The sequence below is a fragment of the Streptomyces sp. NPDC101132 genome (assembly GCF_044759225.1).
In the GTDB taxonomy this organism is placed as follows: Bacteria; Actinomycetota; Actinomycetes; order Streptomycetales; family Streptomycetaceae; genus Streptomyces.
In genome coordinates this window covers 520,924-541,687 of sequence record NZ_JBIVYX010000003.1, presented here as the reverse complement: position 1 = coordinate 541,687, position 20,764 = coordinate 520,924, and the positions used below count along the sequence as shown (strand labels likewise).

The following is a 20,764-nucleotide window of genomic DNA, read 5'->3' as shown; positions in this document are numbered from 1 at the left end:
GCTAACCAACGACGGCCGCCGCGGGCGAACCGGTCTCATGTGCCGGTCGCGCGGCGCGCCGTACGGTACGGGCGCCGAGCGCCAGCACGGTGCCGCCGGCCGCGACGCCGAGCAGGGCGCAGAGGGGCCAGAGCAGGCCGGGGGCGGCCCCGTACAGGAGTCCGCCGAGCGGCGCGGAGAGTACGACGCCGCTGACGGAGACCCCGGCGTACAGGCTCTGGAAGCGGCCCACGGCGTGGGCGGGGGCGACGTCGGCGACGTATGCGGTGGCGGTGGTCTTGTAGAGGATCTCGCCGAGGCTGACCAGCACCATCATCGCGACGGTGGTGGAGGTGGCGGCGCCGAGGAGCAGGGCCGCGTAGCCGCTGCCGACGAGGACGAGGCCGGTGCCGATGATGTGGAGCGGCGGGCGTGCGCGCAGGGCGAGGGCGGCCGGGATCTCCAGGAGCAGGATGACGCCGCCGTTGACGGCGATCAGGAGGCCGTAGACCCGGGTGTCCATGCCGTGGTCGGCGAGGAAGGCCGGGAAGGTCGAGTACTGCTGCCGGTAGACGACGTCGATGACGAGGATGGCGCCGAGGAGTACGAGCAGGGCGGGCCGGGCGCGCAGTTCGTGGCGGATGCCGCGGCCCCGACCCCCGTCCGGGGCCGCGGCGGTTCGGGCGGCGCCGCGCGCGGGGACGACGCGGGCGGTCCAGACGGCGAAGAAGAGGGTGCCGATGCCGTCGGCGACGAACAGCCAGTCGTACGAGAGGCCGGTCGCGACCAGGGCGCCGAGGGGCGGGCCGACGGTGAACCCGCCGTTGGAGACCGCGCGGATGACGGCGAAGGCCTGGCGGCGGGCGCCTTCGGGGACGGTGACGGCGACCAGGGCGGAGTTGGCGGCACGGATGACGCCGGCGGCGTACTGGGCCGCGGGCAGGGCGGCACAGAGCAGGGGCAGCGGCAGTGCGGGGAGGGTGACCAGGACGGCTCCGCCGAGGGCCGAGGCGGTGAGCAGGGCGCGGCGGTGGCCGTGGCGGTCGCCGAACCAGCCGCCGGTGAAGTTGCCGGCGATCAGGCCGGCGCCGCCGAGGCCGACGATCAGGCCGGCCTGCGCGGTGCCGAGGCCCCGCGGGCCGGTCAGGTACACGAACACGAAGACGAAGGTGAAGCTGACCACGGCGTTGACGAAGACGCCTCCCGCGAGCAGCCAGACCGGCCTCGGTACGTCCTTGAGCCCCCGCAGCATGTGCTCTCCCCCCGGGTGAGTTCCTTTTGGGAACTGACTCTGCCAGCATGAAACCCTCGGGTCAACGCCCGCGCGGCACCGGGCGATCTTGTGGGGAGTGGTCATGGCGCAGCGGACACGGCTGGACGGCGCGGACTGTGCGATCGCGCAGGCCCTCGACGTGGTCGGCGATTGGTGGACGCTGCTGATCGTGCGCGACGCGGCGCGCGGGCTCTCGCGGTTCGAGGAGTTCCAGCGGGAGCTCGGGGTCTCCCGGAAGGTCCTCACGGAGCGGCTGCGCCTGCTGGAGGAGGCGGGCGTGCTGGCGCGGGAGCCGTACCAGGAGCGGCCGGTGCGGCACGCCTACCGGCTGACCGCGCGGGGGCGGGCCCTGCTGCCGGTGCTGGTGGCCCTCCAGGACTGGGGCGACACCTGGGTGCTGGGCGAGGGGGAGCTGACGGCCACGGCGGCAGGGTCCTCGCGCGAGGCGGAGCGGGTGCACGCGCTCGTGGGCACGCGGGTGCCGGAGCTGCTGCTGCCGGACCAGGACGGGGAGGCACGGGACCCCCTCGGGCCGGAGGGCGCCTGGACGGTGCTGTACTGCTTCCCGGGGGCGTACGCACGGGTGGAGTCGTACCCGCCGGGCTGGGGCGGCATCCCGGGGGCGCGGGGGTGCACGCTGGAGTCGCGCAGCTACCGGGACCGGCTGGCGGAGTTCACGGCGGCGGGCGCGGCGGTACGCGGCGTCTCCACCCAGCGGCCGGACGAGCAGCGGGAGTTCGCCGAGTCGGAGGCCCTGACCTTCCCGCTGCTGTCGGACGCGGACCTGGCGCTGGTGGCCGCCCTCCGGCTGCCGACGTTCCGGGCGGCCGGCGTGAGCCGCCTCAAGCGGCTGACGCTGGTCGTCGATCCCGCCCGCACGGTGCGCGAGGTGCTCTACCCGGTCCAGGACGTCGAGGCGAGCATCGGCGCGGCGCTGGCGGCGGTGGGTGCGCGGGCCCGGACCGCCGGACCCACGCCCGTGCCCACGGGACCCTCCGGGCCCTCGCCCGCACCGCCCGCGCCGCCCCGCTAGCGCCGGTCCCGCACCGCCCGCGCCGCCCCGCTAGTGCCGGTCCCGCACCGCCCGTTCCGCCCCGCTAGTGCCGGTCCCGCACCGCCCGGCCCAGCACCCTGCGGAGCATCTCGGCGGCGTAGGCCCGGTCGTACGGGGTGTCCGTGAGCAGCGCCTGGAGCGAGAGGCCGTCCATCATGGCCACCAGCGCCCGCGCCGTGGCGGGGTCGGTGCGCGGGGCCAGCAGGGCCGCCACCGCCTCGCACCACTCCGCCGCCACCGGCCGGAGCGCGGGCCGCCGCAGGGCGGCGAGGTAGAGCTCGTACTCCAGCTCCACACCGGTGCGGTCGCCCGCGAGCCACTCCCCCAGCAGCCGCGCCAGTTCGTCCGCGAGGTCCACGTACGGGTCGTCCAGCGCGGCGCTGGCCGCCACCCGCTCCGCGAAGCCCTCGTTGATCTGCCGCAGCGCGGCGACCAGCAGCTCGTCCAGGGTGGCGAAGTGGTACGTGGTCGAGCCGAGCGGCACGTCCGCCTCCGCCGCCACCGAGCGGTGGCTCAGCCCCGCGATGCCCTTCGCGCCCACCACGCGGATCGCCGCGTCGATGATCCGGGACCGCCGGCCGGGGTCGTACCGTCGCGCGGCGGCCATCAGCGCGCGCCCCGCATCAGTGCGCACCGCCCAGGTTCAGCAGCACCACGCCCGCGATGACCAGCGCGATGCCGACCAGTCTGGCGGCGGTGGCGGCCTCCCCCAGGAAGATCATGCCGATGGCGGCGATCGCGGCCGTGCCGACGCCCGCCCAGATCGCGTACGCCGTGCCCACCGACATCGACTTCAGGGTCTGCGCGAGCAGCGTGAAGGCGATGGCGTAGCCGAGCAGGGTGCCCAGCGAGGGCCACAGCCGGCTGAAGCCGTCGCTGTACTTCATGGCGGTGGTTCCGGCGACCTCTGCCGCTATGGCCGCGGCCAGCAGAACGTAGGGCATGCGTACGCCCGTACACAACGATGTGTACGGGCGTACGCAAAGTACCTGGCGCACCACCCCTCCACCCCGGCGACCACGGCATATACGGTGCTGGCATGAAGCAGAACCAGGGGTGGGGTCCGCCGGAGCCGAACGGCGGAGCACCGCACGGCGGCCCCCAGGGCGCACCCCCGCCACACGGACAGCAGCAGCCTCCCCCGTACGGGTCGCCCTACGGGTACCCCGGCGCCTGGGGCGGCGGCTGGGCACCGCCCCCGCCCCCGCAGCCCGGTGTGATACCCCTGCGCCCGCTCGGCGTCGGCGAGGTGCTCGGCGGCTCCTTCACCACCTTCGGCCGCTACTGGAAGCAGCTGGTCGGCGTCATGCTGACCGTCCAGGGCGTCGGCATCCTGGTCGTGACCCTCGCGGTCGGCATCGGGGTCGCGGTGGTCCACCCGCACCTGCCCGGCGTGTTCGACCTCCCGGCCGGCGAGAGCCCGGCCGCCGAGGACCTCGACCCCGTGCTGTTCGCGCTCGTCCCGGTGGGCGTGCTGCTGGCCGCCGTGCTGCTGCTCGGCTGGGCCATGATCAGCGCACTGACGCCCGCCGTCCTCCAGGAGGCCGTGCTGGGCCGGCGCACCACGTACCGGGCGATGTTCCGCCGCGCCTGGTCCCGGCTGCCCTCGATGCTCGGCACCCTGCTGCTCACCGGTCTGGTGGCCGGCGGGCCGCTGCTGGTGGCCCTCGGAGTGTCCGTCGCCCTGGTCGTCACGGCCGCGGCGAACTCGGCGCACGGCGACCCCGGTGCCATCGTCCTGCTGCTGCCGCTGGCCCTGCTGATCGCGATGCCGGTGAGCGTCTGGCTGGGCGTCAAGCTCAGCTTCGCCCCGGCCGCCGTGGTCTGCGAGAACCTCGGCCCGGTCGCCGCGCTCCGGCGCTCCTCGCAGCTGGTGAGCGGCACCTGGTGGCGGGTCTTCGGCATCACCCTGCTGACCGCCCTGATCGCCACGGTCATCGGGTACATGATCCAGCTGCCCTTCACCTTCGTCGGGATGTTCGCGTTCTTCCCCACGCTGATGGTCGGCGCCGGAAGCTCCGAGCCCGACGTGGCCGCGATGGTCGGCGGCATGGTCGTCTACTTCGCCTGCATCATGCTCGGCGGCGTGGTGAGCCAGCTGTTCCAGGTGGGCTTCCCCCAGCTGGCCAGCGGCCTGCTGTACATCGACCAGCGGATCCGGCGCGAGGACCTGGCCCCCGCGCTCATGGCCGCCGCGGCGGCACCGCCCGTACCTCCGGGCGGCCCCGCCCCGGCGGGACCGTTCTAGGCCCTGTCTTTCGGATCACGCCGGGCTCGCGGGGCCTGGCACGCGCGCTCGCCGCGTTGTCGTCGGTCGCCAACGCTCCGCGTTGACTCCCTCCTCCGCCTTGCGATCGCACGCACCAGGCCCCGCTCCCTGATCCGGCCTGATCCGAAAGACAGGGCCTAGCCGAGGGTGAACCAGGCGGCCCGGGACTTCTTCCACTCCGGGCGGGTGAGGTCCTTGGCCTCGGTCCCGTCCCCGTACAGGTCCGCCGACCCGTTGTCCGTGAGCAGCTGCACCCGCGCGCCGGGCTGCGTCAGGTCGGGCACGTCGACCACGGCCTCCCAGCCTCCCGCGTCGGACGTCGGCAGGTCGGCGCGCTTGACCGGGGCGTGGCCGGGCACCCCGTCCCACGCGTAGAGGGCGTACGGGTCGGTGTTGTCGTCGGCTGCCCAGGACCCGGCCAGGATCAGGTACTGGCCGGCGGCGTTCCGGCGCAGGTCGCGGACGGACAGCCCGCCGAGGTCCAGCTCGACCGGGGCGCCGAACACCGGCTCGGCGCCGGTGGCCAGCACCTGGTCGAGGTTGGTGACAGGCACCAGCAGTGCCTTCCCGCCCGGTACCGCGGGGGCCAGCGGCGCGCGGAAGCCGAGGTAGGCGGTACCGGTCGAGCCGGGGGCGAACTCCAGGCCCTCCACGTTGAAGCCGTCGATCTGCTTGGGCACCTGGCCGGTGGCGGTGCCGGCCGCGAAGCCGTAGCGGTCGCCGTTGGCCCGGTCCCAGGCCACGAGGTCCCCGCGGAGGCCCTGGTAGGCGCGGCCGAAGGTGAGCTGGGCGGTGGAGCCGGAGCCGGTGACCCTGGTCGTGAAGACGGTGTCCCGGTCGGGCCGGTACGCGCCGTCCTTGTTGTTGCCCAGGGAGCCGGTCCAGTAGATCGTGTCGCCCACCCGGGCGGCACCCTCGATGTCGACCTCCTTGGCGACCCCCAGCTGCGCGGTGAAGTCCCAGGTCCGCACGGGAGCGCCGGACCGCGAACGGTCGTACAGGCGCAGCACGTTGGACTCGTCGTCGGCCACGACCACGTGGCCGCCGCCGAGGTCCACGGCGGCCGACGCGTCGGCGGATCCGGTCAGGTGGCGGGCGTCGGCGGGGTTCTGCACCGCCGCGGAGGCGGCGTAGTACAGGGTCTTCGTGGCGGTCTTGCCGCCCAGGCCGGTGACCTTGACGGTCAGGTTGGCGTAGCCGCGGCCCCGCGCGGTGACGGCGAGCTGCCGCACGGCGCCGGTGCCGGTGACCGTCACGTCCCCGGGCCCCGCCACGGAGGAGCGGCTGCTCGCCGACGCGGCGACGGTGAGTGCCGAGGCGTCGGCGCCGCTCTGGCCCACGGTGACCGTCACGACGGGGTCGCCGACCGCGCCGACCGCACCCGACAGGGCCGCGGACGACAGGGTGATCGTCGGTGTCCCGTAGCTCGCGGCGTCGGCCGGGCCGCCCAGCGCGACGGCTCCGAGGGCGAGGGCGGTCGCGGCGACCGCCGTCCGACGGGTGACATGGGAAACGTGACGGTGCACCGCGAGCCTCTCGTCCGGGGCGACGGCCTCCCCCTGCGGCGGCCTGCCGACGACGAGCAGACTCGGCCCCGCACCCCAACTCCCGGCACACACCCCCGGTACGGCGGGCGAACTCCGCACGCCGGAAAGGCCGAAGGCCCCGGCACACGGGGTGCCGGGGCCTTCGTGCGGACGGATCCGCTCAGACGTTGAAGCCGAGCGCGCGGAGCTGCTCGCGGCCGTCGTCGGTGATCTTGTCGGGACCCCACGGCGGCATCCAGACCCAGTTGATCCGGAGCTCGTTGACGATGCCGTCGGTGGCCGACTTCGCCTGGTCCTCGATCACGTCGGTCAGCGGGCAGGCCGCGGACGTCAGCGTCATGTCGAGGGTCGCGATGTTGGCGTCGTCGATGTGGATGCCGTAGATCAGCCCCAGGTTGACGACGTCGATGCCGAGCTCGGGGTCGACCACGTCGTAGAGGGCCTCGCGGACCTCCTCCTCGGTGGCCGGCTTCGTCGTGACGACGCCCTCGGTCTGGTCGTTCGTGGTCTCGCTCATGCCGTCTTCCTCTCGGCGCCGTCGCCCAGCGCCTGGGCGGTCGCGTCCTTCCACGCCATCCAGCTCAGCAGGGCGCACTTCACCCGTGCCGGGTACTTCGAGACGCCGGCGAACGCGACCGCGTCCTCCAGCACCTCCTCCATCGCGTCGTCGGGCTCGATCCGGCCCTTCGACTGCATCAGCTCCAGGAAGGTGGCCTGGATCTTCTGCGCCTCGGCCAGCTCCTTGCCGACCAGCAGCTCGTTCAGCACCGACGCGCTGGCCTGGCTGATGGAGCAGCCCTGGCCCTCGTACGAGACGTCGGTGAGCGTCTCGCCGTCGTACTTCACGCGCAGGGTGATCTCGTCGCCGCACGTCGGGTTGACGTGGTGCACCTCGGCGTCACCTTCGCGCAGGCCACGCCCGTGCGGGTGCTTGTAGTGGTCCAGGATCAGTTCCTGGTACATCGAATCCAGCTTCACAGCGGCCTCGTCGCCTCGTCGCCCTCGTGGTCGTCCGTCATCCGAAGAAGTTCCGTACGTGCTCCAGGCCGTCGATCAGCGCGTCGACGTCCGACGGAGAGGAGTACAGGTAGAACGACGCCCGCGTGGTCGCAGGAATTCCGTACCGCAGGCAGACGGGGCGCGCGCAGTGGTGTCCCACGCGGACCGCGATGCCCTGCTCGTCCAGCACCTGGCCGACGTCGTGCGGGTGGATGTCCCCGAGCGTGAAGGAGATCGCGGCACCGCGGTCCTCGGCCGTGGCCGGGCCGATGATCCGCAGGTCGGGCACCTCGGAGAGGCGCTTGACCGCGTACTCGGTGATCGCGTGCTCGTGCGCGGCGATCTTGTCCATGCCGATCGCGGTGAGGTAGTCCACGGCCGCGCCGAGGCCGACGGCCTGCGCGATCGGAGGCGTGCCCGCCTCGAACTTGTGCGGCGCCGGGGCGTACGTGGAGGAGTGCATCGAGACGGTCTCGATCATCTCGCCGCCACCGAGGAACGGGGGCAGGTCCTCCAGCAGCTCCTGGCGGCCCCACAGGACGCCGATGCCGGTCGGGCCGCACATCTTGTGGCCGGTGAAGGCCACGAAGTCGGCGCCGAGCTCCTGCACGTCGAGCGGCATGTGGGGGGCGGCCTGGGAGGCGTCGATCAGGACGAGCGCGCCGACCTCCTGGGCGCGGCGCACGATCGCCTCGACCGGGTTGACCGTGCCCAGGATGTTGGAGACCAGCGTGAAGGAGACGATCTTCGTCTTCTCCGTGATGATCTCTTCGATGTTCGACAGGTCGAGCCGGCCGTCGTCGGTGAGGCCGAACCACTTCAGCTTCGCGCCCGTGCGCTGCCCGAGCAGCTGCCACGGCACGATGTTGGAGTGGTGCTCCATCTCCGTGATGACGATCTCGGTCTCGCGGTCCACCCGGTAGGGCTCGTCGGCCCAGCCGAGCATGTTGGCGACCAGGTTGAGCGACTCCGAGGCGTTCTTCGTGAAGATCACCTCGTCGCGGCTCGGCGCGTTGATGAAGGCGGCGACCTTGTCGCGGGCGCCCTCGTACAGTGCCGTGGCCTCCTCGGCGAGCACGTGGACGCCACGGTGGACGTTGGCGTTGTGACGCTCGTAGTAGGCGTTCAGCGCGTCGAGCACCTGGCGCGGCTTCTGCGAGGTCGCCGCGTTGTCCAGGTAAACGATCTTCTTCCCGTCGTGGACCACACGATCCAGCAGGGGGAAGTCCTTGCGGATCGCCTCGATGTCGAGGAGGCCAGGCAGCTGTGTCACGCGGTCGTGCCACCCTTCACGTACTTGTCGTAGCCCTCGGCCTCCAGCTGGTCGGCGAGCTCGGCGCCGCCGGACTCGGCGATGCGGCCGTTCGCGAACACGTGCACGAAGTCGGGCTTGATGTAGCGCAGGATGCGCGTGTAGTGCGTGATCAGCAGGGTGCCGACCTCGCCGGTCTCGCGGACGCGGTTGACGCCCTCGGACACGATGCGGAGCGCGTCGACGTCGAGGCCGGAGTCGGTCTCGTCGAGGATCGCGATCTTCGGCTTGAGGAGCTCCAGCTGGAGGATCTCGTGGCGCTTCTTCTCACCGCCGGAGAAGCCCTCGTTGACGTTGCGCTCGGCGAAGGCGGGGTCCATGGAGAGACGCTCCATGGCCTCCTTGACCTCCTTGACCCAGGTGCGCAGCTTGGGGGCCTCGCCGCGGACGGCCGTGGCCGAGGTCCGCAGGAAGTTGGAGACGGAGACACCGGGGACCTCGACCGGGTACTGCATGGCGAGGAAGACGCCGGCGCGGGCGCGCTCGTCGACGGACATCTCCAGGACGTCCTCGCCGTCGAGGGTCACGGTGCCACCGGTGACGGTGTACTTCGGGTGACCCGCGAGGGAGTACGCCAGGGTGGACTTGCCGGAGCCGTTCGGGCCCATGATGGCGTGCGTCTCGCCCTGCTTGACGGTCAGGTCGACGCCCTTGAGGATCTCGCGGGAGCCGTTCTCCGTCTCGACGGAGACGCGCAGGTCGTTGATTTCAAGCGTAGCCATGGGTGCCTCAGGACTCCTGGGTGAGGGAGACGAGCACGTCGTCCCCTTCGATCTTTACGGGGTAAACGGGGACGGGGCGCGTCGCGGGGAGCCCGGACGGCTTGCCGGTGCGCAGGTCGAAGGCCGATCCGTGCAGCCAGCACTCGATCTGGCAGTCGTCGACCTCGCCCTCCGACAGCGAGACGTTCGCGTGCGAGCAGACGTCGTGGATCGCGAACACCTCCCCCTCGGTGGACACGATGGACAGGGGCGTACCGTCGAGTTCCACCCGCTTGGGGGTGTTCTCCTCGAGCTCGCTCAGCGCGCAGGCCTTGACGTAGGTCATCAGACGGACGCCTCGAGCTCTGCCTCGATCTTGGCGATCAGGCGCTCCTCGACGTCCTCGACACCGATCTGCTGGACCAGCTCGGCGAAGAAGCCGCGGACCACCAGGCGGCGGGCCTCGTCGGCCGGGATGCCGCGGGCCTGGAGGTAGAAGAGCTGCTCGTCGTCGAAGCGGCCGGTGGCGGAGGCGTGGCCGGCGCCGACGATCTCGCCGGTCTCGATCTCCAGGTTCGGGACGGAGTCGACCCGCGCGCCGTCGGTGAGGACGAGGTTGCGGTTGAGCTCGTAGGTGTCGGTGCCCTCGGCGGTCTTCTCGATCAGGACGTCGCCGATCCAGACCGCGTGCGCGCCCTCGCCCTGCAGCGCGCCCTTGTAGGTCACGTTGGAGGTGCAGTGCGGCACGTCGTGGTCGACCAGGAGGCGGTGCTCCTGGTGCTGGCCGGCGTCCGTGAAGTACAGGCCGAGCAGCTCGGCCTCGCCGCCGGTGCCCGCGTAGTTCACCCGGGGGTGGATGCGGACCAGGTCGCCGCCGAAGGTGACGACCACGGACTTGAAGGAGGCGTCGCGGCCGATCAGCGCGTTGTGCTGGGAGGTGTGGACGGCGGTGTCGTCCCAGTCCTGCACCGACACGAAGGTGACCTTGGCGCCGTCGCCGACCAGGATGTCGACGTTGGCGGCGCGCACGCCGTCACCGGTGTGGTCGATGACGATGACCGCTTCGGCGAAGGGCTTGATGTCGAAGACCGTGTGGCCGAAGGTCGTGCCGCCCTCGCCGTGCAGGGCGACGCGGATCGGGTCGGCGAGGACGGTCTCCTTGGGCACGGTGACGACCGTGGCCTTGGCGAACGAGGAGAAGGCCTGGGCGGCGACCCGGTCCACCGGGGTGCCGGCCTTGCCGACGCGCTCGTCGTCACGGTCGACGGACTCGACGGTGACGCCCTCGGGCGCGTCGATCTGGGCCTTCATCGTGCCGTTGGCGACCGCGGTGCCGTCGTGGAGGCCGCGCAGGCGCTCCAGCGGGGTGAAGCGCCACTCCTCCTCGCGCCCGTGGGGCACGGGGAAGTCCGCCACGTCGAAGGACGGGGGGGCGCTCATCCGGGTGGCGACGGTGGACTCTGCGGCCACCGCGATCGCGCCGGCCGTGGTCGAACCGGCCGGAATGTTCTGAGCCTCAGCCATGGCTGTCGTTCTGCTCTCTTCCTACGTCGAAAGGTGTCGATGTGCTGCGGGGGCTCCGGCGGCGATCAGCCGACCGCGCCCTCCATCTGCAGCTCGATCAGCCGGTTGAGCTCCAGCGCGTACTCCATCGGCAGCTCCTTCGCGATGGGCTCGACGAAGCCGCGCACGATCATGGCCATGGCCTCGAACTCGGTCATGCCGCGCTGCATGAGGTAGAAGAGCTGGTCGTCGGAGACCTTGGAGACGGTCGCCTCGTGGCCCATGGTCACGTCGTCCTCGCGGACGTCGACGTACGGGTACGTGTCCGAGCGGGAGATCTGGTCCACCAGCAGGGCGTCGCAGAGCACGTTGGACTTGGAGCCGGGGGCACCCTCGCCGATCTCGACCAGGCCGCGGTAGGAGGTGCGGCCGCCGCCTCGGGCCACCGACTTGGAGACGATGTTGGAGGAGGTGTTCGGCGCCATGTGGACCATCTTGGAGCCGGCGTCCTGGTGCTGGCCCTCGCCCGCGAAGGCGATGGACAGGGTCTCGCCCTTGGCGTGCTCGCCCATCAGGTAGACGGCCGGGTACTTCATGGTGACCTTGGAGCCGATGTTGCCGTCGATCCACTCCATGGTCGCGCCCTCGTACGCCACGGCGCGCTTGGTGACCAGGTTGTAGACGTTGTTCGACCAGTTCTGGATGGTCGTGTAGCGGCAGCGGCCGCCCTTCTTCACGATGATCTCGACCACGGCGCTGTGCAGCGAGTCCGAGGAGTAGATCGGCGCGGTGCAGCCCTCGACGTAGTGGACGTAGGCGTCCTCGTCGACGATGATCAGCGTCCGCTCGAACTGGCCCATGTTCTCCGTGTTGATGCGGAAGTAGGCCTGCAGCGGGATCTCGACGTGCACGCCCTTCGGCACGTAGATGAAGGAGCCGCCGGACCACACGGCGGTGTTCAGCGAGGCGAACTTGTTGTCGCCGACCGGGATGACGGTGCCGAAGTACTCCTTGAAGAGCTCCTCGTGCTCCTTCAGCGCGGTGTCGGTGTCGACGAAGATGACGCCCTGCTCCTCCAGGTCCTCGCGGATCTGGTGGTAGACGACCTCGGACTCGTACTGGGCCGCGACACCGGCGACGAGGCGCTGCTTCTCCGCCTCCGGGATGCCGAGCTTGTCGTACGTGTTCTTGATGTCCTCGGGCAGTTCCTCCCAGGAAGCGGCCTGCTTCTCGGTGGAACGCACGAAGTACTTGATGTTGTCGAAGTCGATGCCCGACAGGTCGGAGCCCCAGGTCGGCATGGGCTTCTTGTCGAAGAGCTTCAGGCCCTTGAGGCGGAGCTTCAGCATCCACTCGGGCTCGTTCTTCTTCGCCGAGATGTCGCGGACGACGTCCTCGTTCAGACCCCGCTTGGCCGCGGCACCGGCCGCGTCGGAGTCGGCCCAGCCGTACTCGTACTTGCCCAGGCCCTCGAGCTCAGGGTGAGCAATCTCCGTGGTCATGCGGGGTTCCTCCCGGCCGTGCTTGCAGATGCTGATGTGGTTGCCTGTGCGGCGCTTCGCGGAATGAAGGTGGTGCACACCCCATCGCCGTGGGCGATCGTGGCGAGTCGCTGCACGTGCGTCCCGAGCAGTCGGGAGAAGACCTCGGTCTCCGCCTCACAGAGCTGCGGGAACTGCTCGGCGACGTGGGCGACCGGGCAGTGGTGCTGACAGAGCTGTTCACCGCTGTGCGGACCGGGAGCGCTCTTCGCCGTAGCAGCGTACCCGTCCACGGTCAACGCCTTGGCCAGGGCCTCGGTGCGCTCCGCGGGGTCCGCCGCGTCGACGGCCTCCCGGTAGGTCTCGGCCTGTGCGGCCAGCCGCGCCTTGGCGAATGCGGCCACCGCCGCCTCGCCGCGCTCCCCGCCGCCCGCGGCCTGCGCGATCCAGCGCAGGGCGTCGACGGCGAGCTTGTCGTACGACTGGTCGAAGGCGTCGCGGCCGCAGTCGGTCAGCGCGAACACCTTGGCGGGCCGCCCGCGGGTCCGCGTGCCGTACACGCGCTGTTCCCGGGCCTCGACCACGTCGTCGGCGACGAGCGTGTCGAGGTGGCGGCGCACCGCGGCCTGGGTGAGGCCGAGACGCTGTGCGAGGTCGGCGACCGTGGACGGACCGTGGTCCAGGATCGAGCGCGCGACCCGGTTGCGGGTGGACCGCTCCCCGGTCGCGAGGTCCCCCTGGGGGGTCTCGATCGTCCGTGCACCGTTTTTCACAACGCCATTGTTGCTTAATTCATCGAGCCCGGACAAGCCGTGATGGAGACCACTCCTGGTGGCCTCCATCACTAAGGGTTACCTAATCTGTCGACGCAGAGTTATTCGGAATGTGTTCTTCCGGGCACCCTGCGGGACCCTCCGGCGAACCAGTAAACGGCTCCCACCAGCAATCCTCCGCCCACCACGTTGCCCGGCACGGTGAAGACGAGATTGCGCAGAAGGTCACCGAATCCGGCGCTTCCGTCCAGGATCGCGAGACTGAAAAGAGCCATGTTCGCCACGCAGTGCTCGAAACCCACGGCCACGAAGACGGCCACCGGCAGCCACAGGACGAAGATCTTCGCCGCGTCGCCCCGCGCCCGGGTGAACATCCAGATCGCCAGGCAGACGAGCATGTTGCAGAGCACCGCCCGCCAGAAGAGCTGCCCGCCCGACAGCGCCGTCTTGCCGTGCACCATCTCCGCCAGCATCGCCCGGGCCGGGCCGCCCGACACCACCCCCGAGGCGTGCACCATCGCGCCGAAGAGGAAGGCGCCGGCGAGGTTGCCGACGAGCGAGAGGGACCAGCCGGCCGCCAGGTCCCTGAGCCCGGTGCGTCCCGACAGGGCGCCCACCAGCATCACCATCACGTTGCTCGTGAACAGCTGGGCCCCGGCGAACATCACGATGGTCAGCGCGACCGGGAAGACCGCGCCCTCCAGCAGCTTCACCGCCGCCGAGCCCCGGGCCACGAACGGCGAGATCGCCACGAGCAGCAGCACCTCGCCGATGCCGATGTACGCGCCCGCCAGCATGGCGGAGACGAAATAGCGGGGCCGGTGCGCGAGGTCGTGCGCCTTGTGTTCGGCCTGGCCAGAGGTCTCTTCCACGTTCTGCGCAATGCTGTTCACCATTCGACACTAGGTTTCGGCGAGGAGCCGGCCCGCGCGAAAAGGTCACCAATTCCGGGCCCCGGGACCCCGCGCCCCCGGGACCTAGGACCCCCTCCGGGCTCCGTAGACTCGCCCCCATGAGTGAATCCCCGGCCGCCGCCGTCCGCGTACGCGGCCTGGTCCAGCGTTACGGCGACAAGACCGCGGTGGACGGGCTGGACCTGGACGTCCTGACCGGCACCGTGACCGCCGTCCTCGGCCCCAACGGGGCCGGCAAGACCACCACCGTCGAGACCTGCGAGGGCTACCGCCCCCCGGCCGCCGGCACCGTCCGCGTCCTCGGCCTCGACCCGTACGCCGACGCCGAGGCCCTGCGGCCGCGCGTCGGCGTGATGCTCCAGTCCGGCGGCGTCTACTCCGGCGCCCGCGCCGTGGAGATGCTCCGCCACATGGCGAAGCTGTACGCGCACCCCCTCGACGTCGGGTCCCTGGTCGAGCGCCTCGGCCTGGGCGGCTGCGGCCGCACCCCCTACCGCCGCCTGTCCGGCGGCCAGCAGCAGCGGCTGGCCCTCGCCATGGCCGTCGTGGGCCGCCCGGAGCTGGTCTTCCTGGACGAGCCCACCGCGGGCCTCGACCCGCAGGCCCGCCGGGCGACCTGGGACCTGGTGCGGGAGCTGCGCGCCGACGGCGTGACCGTGGTCCTCACCACCCACCACATGGACGAGGCCGAACAGCTGGCCGACGACGTGGCGATCATCGACGCCGGCAGGGTCATCGCCCAGGGCAGCCCCGAGGAGCTGTGCCGCGGCGGCGCCGAGAACACCCTGCGCTTCACCGGCCGGCCCGCCCTGGACCTCGCCGCCCTGCTCAAGGCCCTGCCCGACGGCACCGCGGCCGCCGAGCTGACCCCCGGCGCCTACCGGATCACCGGCAGCGTCGACCCCCAGCTGCTGGCCACCGTCACCTCCTGGTGCGCCCAGCACGGCGTGATGCCGGACAGCATCTCCGTCGAGCGGCACACCCTGGAGGACGTCTTCTTGGAACTCACTGGCAGGGAGCTGCGCGGATGAGCGCCGGCACGTTCGCCCCGAAGCCCGGGGCCGCCCCCCTGGCCCGCATGATCGGCGCCCAGGCGGCGCTGGAGACCCGGATGCTGCTGCGCAACGGCGAGCAGCTGCTGCTGACCGTGATCATCCCGGCCCTGCTCCTGGTGCTGTTCGCCTCCGTGGACATCGTCGACACGGGTGCGGGCCGCAGCGTGGACTTCCTGGCCCCCGGCGTGCTGGCCCTCGCCGTGATGTCCACCGCCTTCACCGGCCAGGCCATCGCCACGGGCTTCGACCGCCGCTACGGGGTCCTCAAGCGGCTGGGCGCCTCGCCGCTGCCCCGCTGGGGGCTGATGGCGGCCAAGACGCTGTCCGTCCTGGTCACCGAGGTGCTCCAGGTGGCACTGCTGACCGCCATCGCGTTCGGCCTGGGCTGGTCCCCGCAGGGCAGCCCGGTCGCCGTGGCGGCCCTGCTGCTGCTGGGCACCGCCGCCTTCTCGGGCCTGGGCCTGCTGATGGCCGGCACCCTCAAGGCCGAGGTCACGCTGGCCGCGGCGAACCTGGTCTTCCTGCTGCTGCTGGTGGCCGGCGGGGTGATCGTGCCGCTGGAGAAGTTCCCGGCGGGGGTCCGCTCCGTACTGGAGCTGCTGCCGATCTCCGCGCTCTCCGAGGGGCTGCGCGACGTGCTCCTGCACGGCGCCGGGATGCCCTGGCAGCAGCTCGGGCTGCTGGCCGGCTGGTCCGTGCTCGGCCTGGGCCTGGCGGCGCGCCACTTCCGTTGGGAGTGACCTTCCCGCCAGGATGGACCGGACCACAGACCACGGTTCCGGGGGGCGGACATGGTGCAGCGAGAGGCCGTACTACGGCTGGACGAGGAATGGACACGGATCAGGTCGGGGGCGGCGCCGGCGGATCCCGCCGAGCGTGAGGCACTGCTGGCGGAGCTGATAGCGGCCCTGCGGGAGCCGGCCCGTACGGACCCCGAGTGCGCGGCCCGGCTGGGCCTGCGGCTGAGCGACCTGGCCGCCGCGCGGTTCTCGGCCGGGGACCGGCCGGGCGCCCTGGGTGCCATCGAGGAGGCGCTGCGGTACGCCGAGCAGGCGGCCCCGCACTCCCCCGAGTACGCGCGCTGGTACGCCCGCGGGCTGATCAACCACGGGGTGTGGCTGGCCTGGCCGCTGAGCGACGGCAGCCGGCTGCCGCGCTTCCCGCTGGGGCCGGCCGCCGAGGCGGTGCCGGGGCCGATGGAGCGCGTGGCCGGCGAGCGGGCCCGTGATCTGACCCGGGCCGCGGTGGACGTCTGGCTGGGACTGGACCAGCAGGATCCGGTCAACCGGCGGGGCCTGGCCCAGGCGAAGGTGTTCCTGGGCGACCGGCTCGCCGAACTCGGGCTGACCGAGGACGCGGTGGCCTGGGCGGTCGACGCGGAGAACGATTTCCGGCGGGCGGCGCAGGCGCCCGGGCCGGGTCAGGCGGAGGCCCAGGAGGCCGTCGGCCACCTCGGGCGCCAGCTCGAACTGCGGCTGCGCTTCCTGACCTTCGAGTCGCTGGTGGCCCTGCGGGCCGAGGGCCTGCTGCCGGGGCGGCTGCTGCCGCACGCGGTGGTGGCCGCGCGGATCCAGGGCGTGGACCCGGCCGCGATCGCCGCGGGGCTCGCGGTCGACGAGGGCGCGGTACGGGCCACCCTGAGCGCCCGACCCTGGCGGGCGGCATGGCGCTTCGAGGTGCGCAACCCTGACGGATTGTGGGACGTAATAGGACATCCCTGGCGGGGCACCACCGACGTGACGGATCGCACGGCGGAGGAGGTCGGGACCGGCCTCGTCCGGCAGTTCCTGGCGTCCCCCGAGGGGCCCGAGGAGGCAACTCACTGGCGGATCCTGGTGTGGTGGCACGAGGAGGGCGATCCGGCGGGTGCCCGCTTCCGGCTGACGTCGGCCGCCGCGGCGGGGCCGGGCGCCACCCCCTCGTGAAAGTTTGCACAAGTGGCGCCCTACGATAGGGCCCGTGTTGAACCCCCTCGCATACATCGCGCAGCGCTGGACGCCCACACCCAGGACGCTCCAGCGGGCCGCGCTCGCCGCCGTCGTCATGAGCGTGGTCATCGTCGTCACGGGTGGCGCGGTGCGGCTGACCGGATCCGGTCTCGGCTGCGACACCTGGCCCAAGTGCACGGACGACAGCCTGTTCGCGACGCCCGCCCAGGGCGTGCACGGCGCCATCGAGTTCGGCAACCGGATGCTGACGTACGTGCTGTGCGCGGCGGTCGGCTGGGCCATCATCGCGGCCCGCTCGGCCAAGCCGTGGCGGCGCTCGCTGACGCGCCTGGGCTGGACGCAGTTCTTCATCGTGATGGGCAACGCCGTGCTCGGCGGCATCACGGTGTGGACGGGGCTCAACCCCTACAGCGTGGCGGGGCACTTCCTGCTGGCCACCTCCCTGATCACGGTCACCACCCTGACCTGGCAGCGCACCCGCGAGGGCGAAACCGACCCCAGGCCGCGGGTCCCGCGGCCGGTCCGCAAGCTCGGCTGGGCCCTCCTCGGCACGTCCCTCGTGCTGATCGCCGCGGGCACCGTGGTGACCGGCTCGGGGCCGCACGCGGGTGACAGCAGCGAGGTCCCGCGGATGCCGTTCGACTGGGCCACCACGGCCCACGTCCACGCCGTCGCGGCCTGGGTGGTCTGCGCGCTGGCCGTCGCGATGTGGCTGGTGCTGCGCGTGGTGGACGCCCCGGACGACACCCGGGCGCGCGCCCGCGACCTGCTGCTGGTGCTGCTGGCCCAGGGCGCGATCGGGTACGTGCAGTACTTCACGAAGCTGCCGGAGGCGCTGGTGTCCGCGCACATGCTGGGCTCGTGCCTGGTGTGGATCGCCGTCGTCCGGCTGGTGCTGAGCCTGCGGGAGCGGCCGGTGGCCGTCCCGGAGATCCCGGCGCAGACCGACCCGGCCCTCTCCACGGCCCGCTAGCGCGCGTCCGCAGGACCCCGGCCCCGCCCCGCCGCGGGGCCCCTCAGGTGCGGTCCAGGCGGTAGACGCGGCGGGCGTTGCCGGCCGCGATCATGCCGGCCACGCGTTCGGCGTCGCGCAGGGACCAGGCCCCGTCGCCCACCCAGCCGCCGAGCACGCGGGCGAGTGCCTCGCGGAACACCCGGGCGCCGACCACGTGGAGTTCGGGCAGCTCCCGGCCGCCGCTGGAGAACAGCAGCTTGCCGAAGGGCGCCAGTTCCAGCAGCTCCGCGAGCACCTCGGCGGCCCGTGCCCCGGTGTGCGCGAGGGCGGAGCCCAGGTCGGCGTACACGTGCGGGAAGGCGCCCGCGAGGTGCGCGGCGTGCCGGTGGTACGGGGAGCCGTGGAGCAGCACGATGTCGGTGCCCAGGCCCGCGGTGGCCCGTACGAAGTCGGTGAGCAGCGCCGGATCGGCGCGGTCGATGCGCTGGCGCGGGTCGCCCGCCCCGGCGTGCAGCTGGAGCGGCAGGCCGGACGCCACGGCGCTCCACAGCAGGTGCCGCAGCAGCACCGGGTCCACCCCCGCCCCCGGCACGTCCGCCCCGCCGGCGGGGGCTCCGCGCCGGGTGGCCCGGGCCAGGGCCCGGTGCTCCAGCCAGCGCCCGGCGGCGCCCCGCACCTCTCCCGGGCCGGGCGGCTCGGGGGCGAAGGCCAGGGCGCGGCCGGCGCCCGCGACGGAGGTGAAGGCCACCGCGGAGGCGGCGGCCGCGTGGACGGCCTCGGCGAGGTTGGCCAGGAAGGCCTCGACGGTGCCGGAGGTGTCGGCGACCTGGCCGGCCAGCAGCTCCAGCCGGACGATCTCGTGGGCCTCGGCGTCCCCGGCGACGGCGAGTTCGCGGGGGCCTGTGAGGTCTCCGGGCAGCCCGGTGTCGACCAGGTAGGTGGAGATCCCGGAGCCGCGCAGCAGCCGGCGGCCCGATTCGAGCACCCCGAGCTCGCGCCGGCGGGCCAGGTAGCGGGCCGGCGGGCAGTGGGGTTCGAGGCCGAGCAGGGGCGGGCACCAGCGGCGCACGGCGAAGCCGGTCTGGGTGTCGAAGAAGGTGGTGCCGGGCGCGGGCGGGCCCGAGGCACGGCCCAGGTGGGCCTCGAACGTGCCGAGGCCCAGTTCCGTGCGGAGCACCCCGTGGCAGTACTGGTCCACCAGCGACGGCGTGTCGATCATCGGGGCATCCCGTTGCGGACGTCGGGAATCCCTCGGCCGGGCGAGCCCGGGAGGGACGAGCTTCCACACGTCCTAACGGGTGACCGGGGCGTCAGGTGTTGCTGGCGCCGGTGGGCGTACCGCTGTTCGACGGGGTGCCGCGGGTCAGGAGGGGCTGCCGAGCTGGAGGCCGGCCATCCGCTTCCACTCGTACGCGCTGGTGCGGACCTTGGCGGCCAGCTCGCCGTCGAAGTCCTCGTGGAGGGTCAGCCCGGCCTTCTCGGCGGCCTGCTGTGCGATCTCGTACGAGGGGGCGACCAGGTCGCCCCAGCCGCCGTCCTCGCCGACGAGGACGATCCGGGTGCCCATCTGTCCGATGTAGGCGAGCTGCCCCTCGGCGCCGCCGTGCTCCTTGGAGAAGGCGCCGATCTGCCTGGCCAGCCTGGCCGCCTTGCGCTCCTGCTGCTTCGTGTCTGCCATGAACGGCATGCTACCGACGAGTAGGTCGGCGGAGGAAGAGACGCCCGTCACCGCCGCCCGGCCGTGCACGGGCGGCGGACGCGGGTCAACGCAGGAAGGGGTCCACGGCCACGGCGACGAAGAGCAGCGACACGTACGTGATGGACCAGTGGAACAGGCGCATCTCCTTGAGCTTGCCGCCCGTCGCGCCCGCCTTGGCGCGCGCCTGGAGCGCGTGCGCCTCCCACAGCCACCAGCCGCCCGCGGCGAGCGCCACGGCCGTGTAGAACCAGCCGGTGTACCCCAGCGGGGTGAGCGCCAGCGAGACGGCGACCATCACCCAGCTGTAGAGGACGATCTGGCGCGCCACGACCTTGTTGGAGGCGACGACGGGGAGCATCGGGACGCCCACCCGCGCGTAGTCCTCCTTGACCTTCATGGACAGCGGCCAGTAGTGCGGCGGCGTCCAGAAGAAGATGACGAGGAAGAGGATGACCGCGGCCCAGGACATCGAGTTGGTCACCGAGGACCAGCCGATGAGCACCGGCATGCAGCCCGCGATGCCGCCCCAGACGATGTTCTGGGCGGTGCGCCGCTTCAGGATCATCGTGTAGACGACCACGTAGAAGAGGAGCGCACCGAGGGACAGCGCGGCGGACAGCCAGTTGACGAGGAGTCCGAACCACAGGGTCGACACCACGGCCAGGACCAGTCCGAAGACCAGGCCCTCGCGCGGGCTGACCATGCCGGTCACCAGCGGACGCTGCGACGTGCGGTCCATCAGCGCGTCGATGTCGCGGTCGATGTACATGTTCAGCGCATTGGCGCCGCCGGCGGAGAGGTAGCCGCCCAGGCAGGTCGCGAGGACCAGCCAGAGCGAGGGCACCCCCTGCTCGGCGAGGAACATCACCGGCACTGTGGTGATCAGCAGAAGTTCGATGATCCGCGGCTTGGTCAAAGCCACGAAAGCCATGACCCGGGCCCCGAACGGCCGGTCACCGGGGCTCGTCCCGAGCACCCCCGCAGGACGGGATTCGACGGCCGTCACGCACACCCCTGACGAAAGACTCCCAGCAAGTCTTCCTGGTTCGGGCGTGAATGCCCGGTTAAGACTTGCGCGTACCACGCCACTGTAGACGTTGCCCAGAGGTCGTCCGGCGCCGGGGTCCACTCGTGTTGGACCGACCGGCTCAACTGCGAGAAGTGTGATCTCGAAGTGACAGAGCGGAGGCACTCGAATAGCTGCACGTCCCGTCGACGGTAGGCTCGGAAACGCACCCGGTGCGCGGTTCGCCGCCGGGAACCGGTGCGCCCGTCGTCACCGGGATTCGACATGTGGAGAG

The 20,764-nt window shown here is 72.0% G+C and carries 22 protein-coding genes; 6 read left to right on the top strand and 16 right to left on the bottom strand.

Translation table 11 applies throughout. From position 1 onward, the window contains the following. Position 1: 1 nt before the first annotated feature. Positions 2 to 1,231 (bottom strand): MFS transporter, encoded by a 1,230-nt coding sequence (locus ACIQUR_RS10010; protein ID WP_403661153.1) that lies wholly within the window; start codon positions 1,229 to 1,231, stop codon positions 2 to 4. Positions 1,232 to 1,334: 103 nt separating this feature from the next. Between ACIQUR_RS10010 and ACIQUR_RS10005 the strand changes: the two genes are divergently transcribed. Next, complete coding sequence (locus ACIQUR_RS10005; RefSeq protein ID WP_403661150.1) at positions 1,335 to 2,285, top strand: winged helix-turn-helix transcriptional regulator; 951 nt, start codon at positions 1,335 to 1,337, stop codon at positions 2,283 to 2,285. 64 nt (positions 2,286 to 2,349) lie between these two features. On the opposite strand, the gene ACIQUR_RS10000 is transcribed toward ACIQUR_RS10005, so the two are convergent. Further along, positions 2,350 to 2,913: a TetR/AcrR family transcriptional regulator gene (locus ACIQUR_RS10000; RefSeq protein ID WP_403661147.1), complete on the bottom strand. Its 564-nt coding sequence runs from the start codon at positions 2,911 to 2,913 to the stop codon at positions 2,350 to 2,352. Positions 2,914 to 2,929: 16 nt separating this feature from the next. Next, the gene (locus ACIQUR_RS09995; protein WP_403661144.1) at positions 2,930 to 3,250 is read right to left on the bottom strand and encodes a DMT family transporter; all 321 of its coding nucleotides are present in this window, start codon (positions 3,248 to 3,250) and stop codon (positions 2,930 to 2,932) included. A gap of 95 nt (positions 3,251 to 3,345) precedes the next feature. Between ACIQUR_RS09995 and ACIQUR_RS09990 the strand changes: the two genes are divergently transcribed. Beyond that, on the top strand, positions 3,346 to 4,554 hold the full coding sequence (locus tag ACIQUR_RS09990) for a hypothetical protein (protein ID WP_403661141.1): 1,209 nt from the start codon (positions 3,346 to 3,348) through the stop codon (positions 4,552 to 4,554). A gap of 158 nt (positions 4,555 to 4,712) precedes the next feature. Here ACIQUR_RS09990 and ACIQUR_RS09985 read toward each other — a convergent pair whose 3' ends face one another. The 10 genes from ACIQUR_RS09985 to ACIQUR_RS09940 form a co-directional block, all read right to left on the bottom strand. Next, the gene (locus tag ACIQUR_RS09985) at positions 4,713 to 6,101 is read right to left on the bottom strand and encodes a hypothetical protein (protein ID WP_403661138.1); all 1,389 of its coding nucleotides are present in this window, start codon (positions 6,099 to 6,101) and stop codon (positions 4,713 to 4,715) included. 181 nt (positions 6,102 to 6,282) lie between these two features. Next, entirely contained in the window at positions 6,283 to 6,639 is a 357-nt protein-coding gene (locus ACIQUR_RS09980) for a metal-sulfur cluster assembly factor (RefSeq protein ID WP_403661135.1), read from the bottom strand. Then, entirely contained in the window at positions 6,636 to 7,100 is a 465-nt protein-coding gene (gene sufU, locus ACIQUR_RS09975) for a Fe-S cluster assembly sulfur transfer protein SufU (protein WP_403661132.1), read from the bottom strand. The genes ACIQUR_RS09980 and sufU overlap by 4 nt, the downstream gene beginning before the upstream one ends. Before the next feature lie 37 nt (positions 7,101 to 7,137). Next, complete coding sequence (locus ACIQUR_RS09970) at positions 7,138 to 8,394, bottom strand: cysteine desulfurase (protein ID WP_403661129.1); 1,257 nt, start codon at positions 8,392 to 8,394, stop codon at positions 7,138 to 7,140. After that, entirely contained in the window at positions 8,391 to 9,155 is a 765-nt protein-coding gene (gene sufC / locus ACIQUR_RS09965) for a Fe-S cluster assembly ATPase SufC (protein WP_399940232.1), read from the bottom strand. Before sufC ends, ACIQUR_RS09970 begins: the two co-directional genes overlap by 4 nt. A gap of 7 nt (positions 9,156 to 9,162) precedes the next feature. After that, positions 9,163 to 9,480, bottom strand: coding sequence for a non-heme iron oxygenase ferredoxin subunit (locus tag ACIQUR_RS09960; protein WP_399940229.1), 318 nt, complete (start codon positions 9,478 to 9,480; stop codon positions 9,163 to 9,165). Then, positions 9,480 to 10,658: a Fe-S cluster assembly protein SufD gene (sufD, locus tag ACIQUR_RS09955; protein ID WP_403661124.1), complete on the bottom strand. Its 1,179-nt coding sequence runs from the start codon at positions 10,656 to 10,658 to the stop codon at positions 9,480 to 9,482. The genes ACIQUR_RS09960 and sufD overlap by 1 nt, the downstream gene beginning before the upstream one ends. A gap of 65 nt (positions 10,659 to 10,723) precedes the next feature. Next, entirely contained in the window at positions 10,724 to 12,139 is a 1,416-nt protein-coding gene (gene sufB / locus ACIQUR_RS09950) for a Fe-S cluster assembly protein SufB (protein WP_403661122.1), read from the bottom strand. Further along, positions 12,136 to 12,927, bottom strand: a complete 792-nt coding sequence (locus ACIQUR_RS09945) for a helix-turn-helix transcriptional regulator (RefSeq protein WP_403661463.1) — start codon at positions 12,925 to 12,927, stop codon at positions 12,136 to 12,138. Before ACIQUR_RS09945 ends, sufB begins: the two co-directional genes overlap by 4 nt. A gap of 65 nt (positions 12,928 to 12,992) precedes the next feature. Next, positions 12,993 to 13,787 (bottom strand): formate/nitrite transporter family protein, encoded by a 795-nt coding sequence (locus ACIQUR_RS09940; protein WP_403661119.1) that lies wholly within the window; start codon positions 13,785 to 13,787, stop codon positions 12,993 to 12,995. Between the two features lie 116 nt (positions 13,788 to 13,903). Between ACIQUR_RS09940 and ACIQUR_RS09935 the strand changes: the two genes are divergently transcribed. From ACIQUR_RS09935 to ACIQUR_RS09920, 4 genes are read left to right on the top strand one after another with little or no spacing between them, the layout of a single operon-like run. Further along, positions 13,904 to 14,836 (top strand): ABC transporter ATP-binding protein, encoded by a 933-nt coding sequence (locus ACIQUR_RS09935; RefSeq protein ID WP_403661116.1) that lies wholly within the window; start codon positions 13,904 to 13,906, stop codon positions 14,834 to 14,836. Further along, positions 14,833 to 15,600, top strand: a complete 768-nt coding sequence (locus tag ACIQUR_RS09930) for an ABC transporter permease (protein ID WP_403661113.1) — start codon at positions 14,833 to 14,835, stop codon at positions 15,598 to 15,600. Before ACIQUR_RS09935 ends, ACIQUR_RS09930 begins: the two co-directional genes overlap by 4 nt. Before the next feature lie 51 nt (positions 15,601 to 15,651). Beyond that, positions 15,652 to 16,785, top strand: a complete 1,134-nt coding sequence (locus tag ACIQUR_RS09925; RefSeq protein ID WP_403661110.1) for a hypothetical protein — start codon at positions 15,652 to 15,654, stop codon at positions 16,783 to 16,785. Between the two features lie 4 nt (positions 16,786 to 16,789). Further along, positions 16,790 to 17,782: a heme A synthase gene (locus ACIQUR_RS09920; protein ID WP_403661107.1), complete on the top strand. Its 993-nt coding sequence runs from the start codon at positions 16,790 to 16,792 to the stop codon at positions 17,780 to 17,782. Positions 17,783 to 17,825: 43 nt separating this feature from the next. On the opposite strand, the gene ACIQUR_RS09915 is transcribed toward ACIQUR_RS09920, so the two are convergent. The 3 genes from ACIQUR_RS09915 to ACIQUR_RS09905 form a co-directional block, all read right to left on the bottom strand. Next, positions 17,826 to 18,983, bottom strand: a complete 1,158-nt coding sequence (locus ACIQUR_RS09915; RefSeq protein ID WP_403661104.1) for an amidohydrolase family protein — start codon at positions 18,981 to 18,983, stop codon at positions 17,826 to 17,828. A 144-nt stretch (positions 18,984 to 19,127) separates the two neighbouring features. Beyond that, a complete protein-coding gene (locus tag ACIQUR_RS09910) occupies positions 19,128 to 19,442 on the bottom strand; it encodes a hypothetical protein (RefSeq protein ID WP_403661101.1) in 315 nt (104 codons plus the stop codon). A gap of 85 nt (positions 19,443 to 19,527) precedes the next feature. Then, positions 19,528 to 20,469: a heme o synthase gene (locus ACIQUR_RS09905; protein WP_403661098.1), complete on the bottom strand. Its 942-nt coding sequence runs from the start codon at positions 20,467 to 20,469 to the stop codon at positions 19,528 to 19,530. Positions 20,470 to 20,764 lie beyond the last annotated feature (295 nt).